This window comes from Salmonella sp. SJTUF15581, assembly GCF_043356775.1.
Taxonomy (GTDB): domain Bacteria; phylum Pseudomonadota; class Gammaproteobacteria; order Enterobacterales; family Enterobacteriaceae; genus Salmonella; species Salmonella enterica.
This window is the reverse complement of sequence record NZ_JBEUJY010000017.1, coordinates 23,627-36,477: the sequence shown is the minus strand read 5'-3', so window position 1 is coordinate 36,477 and position 12,851 is coordinate 23,627. Positions and strand designations below refer to the sequence as shown.

Annotated in this window: 10 protein-coding genes; 1 reads left to right on the top strand and 9 read right to left on the bottom strand. The window is 53.4% G+C overall.

Features of this window, described 5'->3' with window-relative positions; translation table 11 throughout:
* Positions 1-20 precede the first annotated feature (20 nt).
* From pstS to ABVN36_RS21340, 3 genes are all read right to left on the bottom strand, one after another.
* Positions 21-1,061 (bottom strand): phosphate ABC transporter substrate-binding protein PstS, encoded by a 1,041-nt coding sequence (gene pstS / locus ABVN36_RS21350; protein ID WP_000867131.1) that lies wholly within the window; start codon positions 1,059-1,061, stop codon positions 21-23.
* Positions 1,062-1,227: 166 nt separating this feature from the next.
* Complete coding sequence (locus tag ABVN36_RS21345; protein ID WP_000162550.1) at positions 1,228-2,601, bottom strand: fructose-specific PTS transporter subunit EIIC; 1,374 nt, start codon at positions 2,599-2,601, stop codon at positions 1,228-1,230.
* Positions 2,602-2,649: 48 nt separating this feature from the next.
* Complete coding sequence (locus ABVN36_RS21340) at positions 2,650-3,468, bottom strand: shikimate 5-dehydrogenase (RefSeq protein WP_000166709.1); 819 nt, start codon at positions 3,466-3,468, stop codon at positions 2,650-2,652.
* Positions 3,469-3,562: 94 nt separating this feature from the next.
* On the opposite strand from ABVN36_RS21340, the gene ABVN36_RS21335 reads away from it, so the two are divergent.
* Entirely contained in the window at positions 3,563-5,320 is a 1,758-nt protein-coding gene (locus tag ABVN36_RS21335; RefSeq protein ID WP_023138233.1) for an SgrR family transcriptional regulator, read from the top strand.
* 149 nt (positions 5,321-5,469) lie between these two features.
* Here ABVN36_RS21335 and glmS read toward each other — a convergent pair whose 3' ends face one another.
* The 6 genes from glmS to atpG all read right to left on the bottom strand — a co-directional run bounded on the left by glmS (position 5,470) and on the right by atpG (position 12,818).
* The gene (gene glmS, locus ABVN36_RS21330; protein WP_000334061.1) at positions 5,470-7,299 is read right to left on the bottom strand and encodes a glutamine--fructose-6-phosphate transaminase (isomerizing); all 1,830 of its coding nucleotides are present in this window, start codon (positions 7,297-7,299) and stop codon (positions 5,470-5,472) included.
* A 188-nt stretch (positions 7,300-7,487) separates the two neighbouring features.
* Complete coding sequence (glmU, locus tag ABVN36_RS21325; protein WP_000934851.1) at positions 7,488-8,858, bottom strand: bifunctional UDP-N-acetylglucosamine diphosphorylase/glucosamine-1-phosphate N-acetyltransferase GlmU; 1,371 nt, start codon at positions 8,856-8,858, stop codon at positions 7,488-7,490.
* A gap of 319 nt (positions 8,859-9,177) precedes the next feature.
* Complete coding sequence (locus tag ABVN36_RS21320) at positions 9,178-9,876, bottom strand: Bax inhibitor-1 family protein (RefSeq protein ID WP_000009900.1); 699 nt, start codon at positions 9,874-9,876, stop codon at positions 9,178-9,180.
* 229 nt (positions 9,877-10,105) lie between these two features.
* Positions 10,106-10,525, bottom strand: coding sequence for a F0F1 ATP synthase subunit epsilon (locus tag ABVN36_RS21315; RefSeq protein WP_001251971.1), 420 nt, complete (start codon positions 10,523-10,525; stop codon positions 10,106-10,108).
* A 20-nt stretch (positions 10,526-10,545) separates the two neighbouring features.
* Positions 10,546-11,928, bottom strand: a complete 1,383-nt coding sequence (gene atpD / locus ABVN36_RS21310; protein WP_000190499.1) for a F0F1 ATP synthase subunit beta — start codon at positions 11,926-11,928, stop codon at positions 10,546-10,548.
* 26 nt (positions 11,929-11,954) lie between these two features.
* The gene (gene atpG / locus ABVN36_RS21305; protein WP_000896506.1) at positions 11,955-12,818 is read right to left on the bottom strand and encodes a F0F1 ATP synthase subunit gamma; all 864 of its coding nucleotides are present in this window, start codon (positions 12,816-12,818) and stop codon (positions 11,955-11,957) included.
* Positions 12,819-12,851: the final 33 nt, after the last annotated feature.

The following is a 12,851-nucleotide window of genomic DNA, read 5'->3' as shown; positions in this document are numbered from 1 at the left end:
GCCATCCGCCAATTCGTTAATTAATACAGCGCCTTACCGTTGCTGTCTTTTATACTGGTCTTCCAGGCAGTACGAACCTGCTCAACGACGTTATCCGGCAGGCTGGCGTAGTCCAGATCATTCGCCTGTTTAGCGCCATTTTTGTAGGCCCAGTCGAAGAACTTCAGCACTTCAGCACCCTGCTCAGGTTTCTTCTGCGCTTTGTGGACCAGGATAAAGGTGGTGGAGGTGATTGGCCACACATCGTCACCTTTCTGGTTGGTCAGATCCTGCGCGAAGGTTTTGCTCCAGTCTGCGCCTTTCGCCGCATTAGAGAAGCTCTCTTCCGTCGGGCTTACCGGCTTGCCGTCGGCAGAAACCAGTTTGGTGTAGGCCAGGTTGTTCTGCTTAGCATACGCATACTCAACGTAGCCAATAGCGCCTGGCAGACGCTGTACAAATGCCGCGATGCCGTCGTTACCTTTACCGCCCAGACCGGTTGGCCAGTTCACGGTAGAACCCGCGCCCACTTTCGACTTCCACTCGTCGTTGACTTTCGCCAGGTAACTGGTGAACACGAAGGAAGTACCGGAACCGTCAGCGCGACGCACCACAGCGATGTTCTGAGAAGGCAGCTTCACGCCTGGGTTCAGTTTGGTGATGGCTTCATCATCCCACTTCTTGATTTTACCGAGGTAGATGTCACCCAGCGTTTTACCATCCAGCACCAGTTCGCCGGATTTGAGGCCTGGAATATTCACCGCCAGCACCACGCCGCCGATCACCGTCGGGAACTGGAACAGTCCTTCCTGATTCAGTTTTTCGTCAGACAGCGGCGCATCGGAAGCGCCGAAATCAACGGTATTCGCGGTGATTTGTTTCACGCCGCCGGAAGAGCCTATCCCCTGGTAATTGACTTTGTTACCGGTTTCTTTCTGGTAGGTATCCGCCCATTTGGCATACACCGGCGCAGGAAACGTTGCACCGGCACCTGTCAGGCTTGCTGCTGCAAAGGCAGAGAACGCGCTCATCGATAAGGTCGCGGCGACAACAGTTGCGACAGTGGTACGCATAACTTTCATAATGTCTCCTGCACGGTTTCGGTAAATCGTTGTTTGAGTTGCTACGATGAGCAAAATAGGACAAATTGATGACAGTTATATGTCTTGATTATGACGGTTTGATGACAATGGAAATAAAAAAAGCTGGCCCGGGGAGACACCAGACCAGCCTGCAGGGGGAGATGAATTAGACTGTTTGCGCAACCGCAGACGGTTTCAACAGCGCGTACATCAGGCCGCAGACAATCGTGCCCAGGGCAATCGAGAGCAGATATTGCATCACATGTTCTACCGCATGCGGGATCGCCAGGACAAAGAGGCCACCGTGTGGCGCCATCAGTGTACAACCGAAATACATGGATAGTCCCCCGGCGATTGCGCCACCGACCATCGTGGAAGGGATGACGCGCATCGGGTCACGCGCGGCGAAGGGAATCGCCCCTTCAGAGATAAAGCACAGCCCCAGGATAAAAGATGCATTACCCGCTTCATGCTCAGCGGCATTGAATTTCGCTCTGGCCGCCCAGGTTGCGACGCCCATTCCTAATGCCGGTACCATCCCTGCCGCCATAATGGCCGCCATTGGCATATAAGAATGAGAAGCCAGTAAACCGACGCCGAAGGTATACGCAGCTTTATTCACCGGCCCACCAAGGTCAAAACCTTGCATTGCGCCCAGCAACATTCCCAGCAAGATAGCATTCGTAGAGGTCATATTCCCCAGGAACGTCGTCAGCCCTTCCATCACCGCAGAAACGGGGCCACCCACCACGTAAATCATGATAAGGCCGGTAACCAGCGTAGACAGTAGCGGCAGAACCAGCACAGGCTTAAGCGCTTCCATTGACGCTGGCAGCTTAATATTTTGCGCCAGAAACCGTACGCTGTAACCGGCCAGAAAACCGGCCACAATCCCTCCCAGGAAACCGGCGCCGCACAGGCTGGCCAACATCCCGCCAATAAGCCCCGGGGCCAGACCCGGACGATCGGCAATTGAGAAGGCAATAAACCCAGCCAGTACCGGCACCATCAGCGCAAAGGCCGCCTTACCACCAATTTGAAATAACGCAGCCGCCAGCGTGCCCGGCTCGTTGAAGGCCTGGATACCGAAGACAAAAGAGAGTGCGATACACAACCCTCCCGCCACCACCAAAGGAAGCATATGGGATACGCCGGTCATTAAATGCTTATAAACGCCAGGTAGCTCTGTTTTACCAGCTGAAGAAGAACGCCCTGCACTCCCCTGATAGACCTCGGCGCTATTGAAAGCATTATCCATTTCCTGCGCACTCTTTTTTAGCGCCGCGCCGGTACTGGTGCGATAGAGTCTTTTGCCAACAAAGCCTGACAGATCCAGCTCAATATCCGCCGCGATAATCACCACATCCGCTTGCGCTATCTCTTCCGCGGTCAGCGTGTTCTTCGCCCCGACGGAACCGCGAGTTTCAACCTTGATCCAGTCACCACGCTTGCGGGCTTCAATTTCCAACGCTTCGGCAGCCATAAATGTATGGGCGACGCCCGTCGGACAGGCCGTCACAGCAACAATTTTTTTAGTCATAGTAGGGTACCCTGTTCTTTTAATTTAAAGAAAAAGCGGGAAAAAATGTTACAGACGTGACCAGGCCGCGGCTTTCTGGAATAGCGCGTCATCCGGGCGAATCCCGGTATAAAGGACAAATTGTTCCACGGCCTGAATAGCAAACACTTCGGAACCGGTAATCACGGTTTTACCGCGTTCACGGGCGTAGCGGATCAGCGGCGTGACGGGCGGTAGCGCCACCACATCAAAGATAACGCTCGCCTTATCCACTTCCTGTTCGGAATAAGAGAGTTTGTCGGCATCATTACCGCCAGCCATTCCGATAGGCGTGGCGTTAATTAACAAATCGGCTTCAATACCGTCGGTATCCGGGCGCCATTCATAGCCATAGAGTTCGGCCAGTTGTTTACCTGACGCTTCATCAATCGCGACAATATAACCACGGGTAAACCCCGCATCCTTCAGCGCGCAGGCCACCGCCTTTGCCATACCACCGCTGCCACGCAAAGCAAACACCAGGTCGGGAGAGACCTTGTAATTCGCCAGCAAGCGAGCTATTGCAATGTAATCGGTGTTGTACGCCTTCAGATGGCCATTGGTATTCACAATGGTATTAACTGAGTGAATGGCCTGAGCGGAAGCATCCAGTTCATCCACCAGCGGAATGCAGGCTTCCTTAAATGGCATAGAGATCGCGCACCCACGGATCCCCAGACCGCGCACGCCGCTAATGGCCTGCGTAAGATCGGTCGGCGAAAAGGCTTTGTAGAGATAATTGAGATCCAGCGCTTCGTACAGATAGTTGTGAAAGCGTGTACCGAAGTTACTCGGGCGTGCCGCCAGGGACATGCAGACCTGAGTATCTTTATTAATGCGCTTTGTCATGATGAATCCTCATAGAAGTTGCGATAGAGAAAATCATCGGCTAAAAAGGGGATATTAAAAATTGCTCATTCCCGTTCGGGAAATTTCACCTTTTATGACAACCCGGCACACTGAACAAAAATACTTAAAGCTACTCCAGCACTATGGCGACAAGCCTGTTAGCGTGACATTACAGGAGCTGGCGGATGTGTTGTTCTGCACCCGGCGGCATATGCGTAATCTGTTGCTTCAGATGCAGGAGGCAAAGTGGCTCAACTGGCAATCACAGGCCGGACGTGGGCATCGCGCCCGGCTTCACCTGCGCTATAAACCAGAACAGCTGTTAAGCGAAAAGGCGGAGCAGTTGCTGGAGTCTGGTCATGTTGATCAGGCCATTCAACTGCTGGGTAAAAATAAGCACCAGGTGGCGCAACTGTTGCGTTCAAAGCTGGGCTATAGCGTGCGGGCAGACTATCAGCGGCTGTGCATCCCCTATTACCGGACAATGCCGTCGCTGTGCCCCGGCATACCGTTGCGTCGCTCTGAGCAGCATCTGGTCAGGCAGATTTTTAGCGGCCTGACGCGCATAAATGAGGAAAAAGGTGAAGTCGAAGCCGATCTTGCCCACCACTGGCGGCAGATTGATCCACTGCGCTGGCGTTTTTATCTGCGCCCCGCCGTCCTCTGGCATGATGGTCAGGAGCTGACGATCGACGCGGTTATCGCTTCACTGACCCGCAGCGCTAAGCTGCCGTTGTTCTCGCACTTGCAGACCATTCAGGCCACCGGGCCGCTGAGCCTTGAAATTACGCTGGCGCACCCGGATAACCGACTGCCGCTGCTGCTCAGCCATATTGATGCCATGATCCTACCGCCTGACCATACACAACGCGCTGATTTCCCGGCACATCCTGTGGGGACTGGCCCTTATGAGGTGGTGGAAAACAATGGCTTTCATCTGCAAATGAAGGCCTTTGACCACTATTTCGGCCTGCGCGGGCTGCTGGATGAAGTGGAGGTCTTTATCTGGCCGAATTTAACGGAGACAGACAACCTGGCGGAATCGCTGTCGGATAACGACACGGCAGCCTGGCTCAGCTCCAGCCTGAGCGATGAGGATTACGTTTCCGGACGGCTTAGCCAGGTATCAGGCAAACCTTCTGACAACCTGCGCGAGATGTTTCTTGAGCGTGGAGGATATTTTTTATTATGCGACAGCCGCTCCCCGCACTGGCATACCGCCGAACATCGCCGCTGGCTACGGGAAACACTCAGCCCTTACGCCATACTCCAGCATCTGAGTGAGGCAATTCGCCCCTTCTGGGTACCGGGCGGCAGCCTGCTGTCCTCCTGGTTTCATACTATTGAGGCGGGCCCGGCCTGTTCACCTTTTATCTCGTCGTCGCCCTACGCAAAACTGCGTCTGGCCTATCACGATCAGCACCCTGAATTTCCAATGCTCCTGGATATCATGCAAGAGATCATGCGCCAGCAGGGCATTTTACTTGAGGGCGTTGAGCTGAATTATGATGACTGGGCGAATGGCAAAGCCAATGTGGATCTCTGGCTGGGGACGGTCAATTTCCCCATTCCCGAAGAGTGGAACGTCGGTACATGGCTACTGGGCTCCCCTTTACTGCGCCACGCCATCAGTGGTGGGGATGATGCGCTGCTGGCCCAATGGGAAACCCAGTGGCATGCCGAAACCATCAGCGCGGAACAACTGGTCAGGGAAACCACCCGTTCAGGCTGGCTACAGCCGCTTTTTCACCACTGGATGCGACTCAAAAGCCCCGACCGGGCCAGGGGGATCCACCTGAATAACCTGGGGTGGTTTGATTTCCGATCCACCTGGATTGAGCCAGGGCCTTAAAGAAGAGAATGTGACCGGGTGCCCGTAGCGCAGGCAGGCGTAGCACCTCTTAGTCGCTCTTCAGCCACCATAGAGAAAGAACAGCGCCTGTCACGGCGCACAAAAAAAGGCCGTCTATCGACGGCCTTCTGCCTGGTACTACATTTGACTTACTCTACCGTCACCGATTTCGCCAGGTTACGCGGCTGGTCAACGTCGGTGCCTTTAATCAGCGCCACGTGATACGCCAGCAGTTGCAGCGGAACGGTGTAGAAGATAGGCGCGATCACTTCTTCCACATGCGGCATCTCAATGATGTGCATGTTGTCGCTGCTCACAAAACCCGCATCCTGATCGGCGAAGACGTACAACTGACCGCCACGCGCGCGAACTTCTTCGATGTTGGATTTCAGTTTCTCCAGCAGTTCGTTGTTCGGCGCCACCACAATCACCGGCATATCGGCGTCAATCAGCGCCAACGGCCCGTGTTTCAGCTCGCCTGCAGCATAGGCTTCCGCGTGAATGTAAGAGATCTCTTTCAGCTTCAGCGCGCCTTCGAGCGCAATCGGATATTGATCGCCACGCCCCAGGAATAGCGCGTGATGCTTGTCGGAGAAATCTTCTGCAAGCAGCTCGATGCGTTTGTCCTGCGACAGCATCTGCTCAATACGGCTCGGCAGCGCCTGTAGGCCATGCACGATATCATGCTCAATGGACGCATCCAGACCTTTCAGACGCGCCAGTTTCGCCACCAGCATCAACAGCACGGTTAACTGGGTGGTGAAGGCTTTGGTAGATGCTACGCCAATTTCCGTACCCGCGTTGGTCATCAGCGCCAGATCGGATTCACGCACCAGCGAAGATCCCGGCACGTTACAAATTGCCAGAGAGCCCAAATATCCCAGCTCTTTCGACAGACGCAGGCCAGCCAGGGTATCTGCGGTTTCGCCAGACTGTGACAGGGTAATCATCAGGCTGTTACGACGCACGGCAGATTTGCGATAGCGGAATTCAGAGGCGATTTCAACGTCGCACGGAATACCTGCCAGCGATTCAAACCAGTAACGGGAAACCATACCGGAGTTGTAAGACGTACCGCAGGCGAGGATCTGAATATGCTCAACCTTCGACAGCAGTTCGTCGGCGTTCGGTCCCAGCTCGCTTAAATCCACCTGACCGTGGCTGATGCGCCCGGTAAGGGTGTTTTTGATCGCGTTCGGCTGTTCGTAGATCTCTTTCTGCATGTAGTGGCGGTAAATACCTTTATCGCCCGCGTCATATTGCAGATTGGATTCGATATCCTGACGTTTTACTTCCGCGCCGGTGTTATCGAAGATATTTACCGAACGGCGAGTGATTTCAGCGATATCGCCCTCTTCAAGGAAGATAAAGCGACGAGTCACTGGCAACAGCGCCAGCTGGTCAGAAGCGATAAAGTTTTCGCCCATACCCAGACCAATCACCAGCGGGCTACCTGAACGGGCAGCCAGCAGCGTATCCGGATGGCGGGTATCCATGATCACCGTGCCATATGCGCCACGCAATTGCGGGATCGCACGCAGAACAGCCTCACGCAGAGTACCGCCCTGTTTCAGTTCCCAGTTTACCAGGTGTGCAATCACTTCGGTGTCGGTTTCAGAAACGAAGGTATAGCCACGCGCTTTTAACGCTTCACGCAGCGGTTCATGGTTTTCGATGATGCCGTTATGCACCACCACAATGTGTTCAGAAACATGCGGATGCGCGTTAGCTTCTGAAGGTTCACCGTGCGTCGCCCAGCGAGTGTGAGCAATACCGGTGCCGCCATGCAGAGGATGTTCTTCCGCTGCCTGAGCCAGCATCTGGACTTTACCGAGGCGACGCAGGCGGGTCATATGACCTTCTGCATCCACCACGGCCAGACCGGCAGAGTCATATCCGCGGTATTCCAGACGACGTAAACCTTCGAGAAGGATTTCAGCTACATCACGCTGCGCGATAGCGCCAACAATTCCACACATAGTTTTATTTCCTGATTATGGCATTACGCCATGCGTTGTCGCTGACCTGTATGCCCGTCGTTGCGGGCGCCCCGAGCCTTGTAGAGAGTGGGGTTATTTTTATAAGTACTGCTCATGGAGCGGAGGATTATTTTATCCTCTCATCTCCGGTCTGCCGGATGGCGCTGACGCTTATCCGGCTTACAAAATCACTTTTTCTTCACCGGACGCTGCCAGCCTTGCTTATGCACCTGCGGCACGCGGCTTAATACCAGTTCATTGTCAGCTACGTTACGGGTGACAGTAGTCCCTGCGGCGATGGTGGCCCCTTTACCAACAGTAACCGGCGCCACCAGTTGGGTATCGGAGCCGACAAACACATCGTCGCCAATAACCGTTTTGAATTTGTTCGCGCCATCATAGTTACAGGTGATGGTCCCCGCGCCGATATTCACGTTGTCGCCAATTTCCGCATCGCCCAGGTAGGTCAGATGGCCGGCTTTAGAACCTTTACCCAGACGCGCTTTTTTCATTTCAACGAAATTGCCGACGTGAGCGCCCGCTAACAGCTCCGCGCCGGGACGCAGGCGAGCAAACGGACCGATGGTGCAGGCCGCTTCCAGATGCGCATCTTCCACCACGCTGTATGGGCTAATTTCGCAGTCATCGCCAATAACGCTGTTTTTAATAATGCAGCCCGCGCCGATCTTCACGCGGTGACCGAGCGTTACATAACCTTCGATGATAACGTTAGCGTCAATTTCCACATCCATTCCACAATGAAGGGTGCCGCGGAGATCAAAACGTGCCGGATCGCGCAACATAACGCCGGATAACAGCAGTTTCTCCGCCTGTTCGGCCTGGTAAATACGCTCCAGACGAGAAAGCTGTAGACGGTTATTCACTCCGTCCGTTTCGCTGATGCGAGCCGGATGCACCGCGGCGATTTCCCGTCCTTCCTGATAAGCCAGCGCAATGATATCAGTGATATAATATTCACCCTGCGCATTATTGTTAGTCAGCTTAGACAACCAGCGTTTCAGGTCCGCGCCGTTGGCGATCAGAATACCGGTGTTAATTTCCTGGATCTGACGCTGTTCATCAGTGGCGTCTTTATGTTCAACGATGCCGGTCACTTTACCGTTTTCACGCGTAATACGGCCATAGCCGCTCGGATCGTCCAGCTTCACGGTTAATAACCCAATACCACCCTGCGGTTTGGCATCGCGCAGGCGCTGTAAGGTTTCAACCGAAATCAACGGCACGTCGCCGTAAAGCATTAAAATATCTTCATCGTCGCTAAAGAAGGGCGCGGCCTGCTGCATTGCGTGACCTGTTCCCAACTGTTCCGCCTGAAGCACCCAGTTCAGCTTGTCATCTTTCAGGGTCTGTTTTAACAACTCGCCACCGTGGCCATAGACCAGATGAACCTGTGCGGCCCCTAATTTAGTAGCTGCATCAATGACATGCTGCACCATGGGTTTACCCGCCAGCGTGTGCAGCACTTTAGGAATATCGGAATACATGCGCGTGCCTTTACCTGCGGCAAGGATCACTACGCTCATAGCACTATTTAACATACGCGTCCTGACTGTAATTTGAGAACGAATTTATACTGTTTCACTTTGAAAATACTACATTTTTTTCATCGTAAAATGGAAGAAGGATAAAATGCTCACCGGGATAAAATCCCCGCCTGCTAATGAATCATTTTCGTTCATTACCGCGCCTCTTGTCTCCTGAAAAGTAAAAACACCCGCGTATTGGCAACGTAGTCCGATGTTTTTGCTGTTTTTTTACTCCATAAATAAAGAAGATAACGTAATAAAGCGCAGGGGAGTCAGAAAAGCAAAAACCAGCGACAGAGGCCGCTGGTTTTCCGTTGCGCGTATTTTTTACTTAATTACGCGACATAAAAATCCGCAAAATATACCAGAACATGGTCGCGATAGAAGCAAACAGATGTAATGCCGCGCCAGCAGGGCGATCGGTAGGGTAATGGTGAATAATGTTAGAAGTATCGTAAAGTATAAACCCGGCGCACAGCAGTACCATTAGCGCAGAAAACCAGACGCCCAGCGAGAAACCGCAGATGACGCTGGCAATAATCGCGCCAAAAGCAATGAACCCAGCCATAGTCAGAAACGAGCGCAGAAAAGAAAAGTCTTTTTTTATGGAAAAAGCGGTAAACGTCAGACCGCCAACCAGCAACAGAGTCGTTATTGCCGCCGCGCCAATGCTCGACGGGTTAATATACGCCGCCACCGTTAACAGGGGGGCAAAAATCAGGGATTCTGCCAACACATAAATCCCCAGCCCGATAAGTTGCGTTTGATTATTCCCCGCATTATCCGCCAGACGGGTCGCCAGCATTCCCACCAGCATAAAAGCGCCGAGAACAACCAACCAGCTATATCTTCCACCAGCCAGCAGCACATCAAGCGCATACTCCCCGACCCCTATAAAACTCCACGCCGCGCTCAATACGATAAAACCGACGATGGCGCCGGCGAGATGAAGATAAGCGCGACGGATAAAGGTAGTACGATCAATCCTTGAGTCGGGTTGTGGACCCGCAAAGGATGGCTGAAATGACATAGTAATAATCCCTCATTTTATGCAATAAAAACGCATCCATTCCTTCCTTCTTCGCACAATGTGCAGATGCCAATGACAGAAAGAAGGATTTAATGAAAACAGCGCTGTCGCTGAAAACGCGTCGCCTTCAGCCGCTTGTTTTTGTCGTTGCTAGTTTATCGAATAAAAATTGAGAGGATAAAAAAAAACCAGTCCGCAATCAGACTGGTTTTATGCTTTCAAGCCGGTGTTACATCGCTTTTTTGGTCAACTCGATAACGCGCAGTTTAGCGATCGCTTTGGCCAGTTCCGCAGACGCCTGAGCGTAATCCACGTCACCGTGCGAGCTCTTAATGTGCTCTTCGGCTTTACGCTTCGCTTCCAGGGCTCGCGCTTCATCGAGATCCTGACCGCGAATCGCGGTATCCGCCAGAACGGTCACGCTGCCAGGCTGCACTTCCAGAATGCCGCCGGACAGATAGATAAACTCTTCATGACCGTGCTGCTTAACGATGCGAATCATACCAGGCTTAATGGCGGTGAGCAGCGGCGCGTGCCCCGGGTAAATCCCCAGTTCGCCTTCGCTACCCGTAACCTGGATTTTCTCGACCAGACCGGAGAACATTTGTTGCTCCGCGCTGACGACATCCAGGTGGTAAGTCATTGCCATATCACCCTCCGATTAAGGCGTTAAAGTTTTTTGGCTTTTTCCACGGCTTCGTCGATGGAACCGACCATGTAGAACGCCTGCTCCGGCAGGTGATCGTATTCGCCTTCCATGATGCCTTTAAAGCCACGGATGGTGTCTTTCAGGGAAACGTATTTGCCCGGAGAACCGGTAAATACTTCCGCCACGAAGAACGGCTGGGACAGGAAGCGCTGAATTTTACGCGCGCGTGCTACCACCAGTTTATCTTCTTCAGACAGTTCATCCATACCGAGGATGGCGATGATGTCTTTCAGTTCCTGATAACGCTGCAGGATGGACTGAACGCCACGCGCGGTGTCGTAGTGTTCCTGACCAACAACCAGCGGATCCAGCTGACGGCTGGTGGAGTCCAGCGGGTCAACGGCCGGGTAGATACCCAGGGATGCGATCTGACGGCTCAGTACCACGGTTGCATCTAAGTGCGCAAAGGTGGTGGCTGGAGACGGGTCAGTCAAGTCATCCGCCGGTACGTATACCGCCTGTACGGAGGTGATAGAACCGGTTTTGGTGGAGGTGATACGTTCCTGCAGAACGCCCATCTCTTCCGCCAGAGTCGGCTGGTAACCTACTGCGGAAGGCATACGGCCCAGCAGTGCGGATACTTCCGTACCGGCCAGGGTGTAACGATAGATGTTATCGACGAACAGCAGTACGTCACGACCTTCGTCACGGAATTTCTCCGCCATGGTCAGACCGGTCAGTGCAACGCGCAGACGGTTTCCCGGCGGCTCGTTCATCTGGCCATACACCAGGGATACTTTATCGATAACGTTGGAGTCGGTCATTTCGTGGTAGAAGTCGTTACCCTCACGAGTACGTTCACCTACGCCCGCAAACACAGAGTAACCGGAGTGCTCGATCGCGATGTTACGGATAAGCTCCATCATGTTTACGGTTTTACCTACACCCGCACCACCGAACAGACCGACTTTACCGCCCTTCGCGAACGGACACATCAGGTCGATAACTTTGATACCGGTTTCCAGCAGTTCCTGAGAGTTTGACAACTCTTCGTAGGAAGGCGCTGCGCGGTGAATCGCCCAACGCTCTTCTTCGCCGATCTCGCCTTTCATGTCGACCGGTTCACCCAGGACGTTCATGATACGACCCAGCGTGGCTTTACCTACCGGGACTTCGATCGGGTGTTCGAGATCTTTTACATCCAGACCGCGACGCAGACCGTCAGAAGACCCCATCGCGATGGTACGCACAATACCGCCGCCAAGCTGCTGCTGAACTTCCAGCACCAGCTTCTCATTACCATTCTGCACCTCAAGAGCATCGTACACGCGTGGTACGGCATCCTGAGGGAACTCGACGTCGACCACGGCGCCGATTACCTGGACAATCTTTCCAGTAGCCATCTTAAATCCTCTACGAAATAACCTGGTTAAACCGCGGCGGCCCCCGAGACGATCTCGGTGAGTTCCTGAGTAATGCTGGCCTGACGAGCTTTGTTGTATACCAACTGCAGCTCTTTAATCAGGCTGCCGCCATTATCGGTTGCGGCTTTCATCGCCACCATTCGTGCGGCCTGCTCGCTGGCCAGGTTTTCTACCACGCCCTGATAAACCTGAGACTCCACATAACGACGCAGGAGAGTATCCAGCAGCGCTTTCGGGTCTGGTTCATACAGGTAATCCCAGGCTTTACGCTTCAGATCATCATCTTCTGACGCCGGCAGCGGCAGCAGTTGAGTGATCGTCGGCACCTGAGACATGGTGTTAATAAATTTGTTGCTGACAATGTAAAGCTTGTCCAGACGGCCTTCGTCGTAGGCCTGCAACATCACTTTAACCGGACCGATCAGTTCGGACAGAGAAGGGTTATCCCCCATACCTGTCACCTGAGCGACAACGTTGCCGCCTACGGAATTAAAGAATGACACGCCCTTAGAGCCGATCATTGCGAGTTCGCACTGAACGCCTTTATCGGACCATGCCTTCATATCCGCCAGCAGCTTTTTGAACAGGTTAATGTTCAAGCCACCGCACAAACCACGGTCGGTCGACACTACCAGGTAGCCCACGCGTTTAACGTCGCGCTCTTCCAGGTAGGGGTGCTTATATTCCAGATTACCGTTCGCAAGGTGACCAATCACTTTGCGCATGGTCTCTGCATAAGGACGGCTGGCCGCCATGCGATCCTGCGATTTACGCATTTTGGAAGCGGCGACCATCTCCATCGCTTTAGTGATCTTTTGCGTGTTCTGGACGCTTGCGATCTTACTACGTATCTCTTTTGCGCCGGCCATGAGCTTCTCCTCAATGCCTTACGGCCTGCCCTA

Coding starts and splice junctions, on each gene's coding strand:
- pstS (WP_000867131.1), bottom strand. CDS start 1,061: ATGAAAGTTATGCGTACCACTGTCGCAACTGTTGTCGCCGCGACCTTA.
- ABVN36_RS21345 (WP_000162550.1), bottom strand. CDS start 2,601: ATGACTAAAAAAATTGTTGCTGTGACGGCCTGTCCGACGGGCGTCGCC.
- ABVN36_RS21340 (WP_000166709.1), bottom strand. CDS start 3,468: ATGACAAAGCGCATTAATAAAGATACTCAGGTCTGCATGTCCCTGGCG.
- ABVN36_RS21335 (WP_023138233.1), top strand. CDS start 3,563: ATGACAACCCGGCACACTGAACAAAAATACTTAAAGCTACTCCAGCAC.
- glmS (WP_000334061.1), bottom strand. CDS start 7,299: ATGTGTGGAATTGTTGGCGCTATCGCGCAGCGTGATGTAGCTGAAATC.
- glmU (WP_000934851.1), bottom strand. CDS start 8,858: ATGTTAAATAGTGCTATGAGCGTAGTGATCCTTGCCGCAGGTAAAGGC.
- ABVN36_RS21320 (WP_000009900.1), bottom strand. CDS start 9,876: ATGTCATTTCAGCCATCCTTTGCGGGTCCACAACCCGACTCAAGGATT.
- ABVN36_RS21315 (WP_001251971.1), bottom strand. CDS start 10,525: ATGGCAATGACTTACCACCTGGATGTCGTCAGCGCGGAGCAACAAATG.
- atpD (WP_000190499.1), bottom strand. CDS start 11,928: ATGGCTACTGGAAAGATTGTCCAGGTAATCGGCGCCGTGGTCGACGTC.
- atpG (WP_000896506.1), bottom strand. CDS start 12,818: ATGGCCGGCGCAAAAGAGATACGTAGTAAGATCGCAAGCGTCCAGAAC.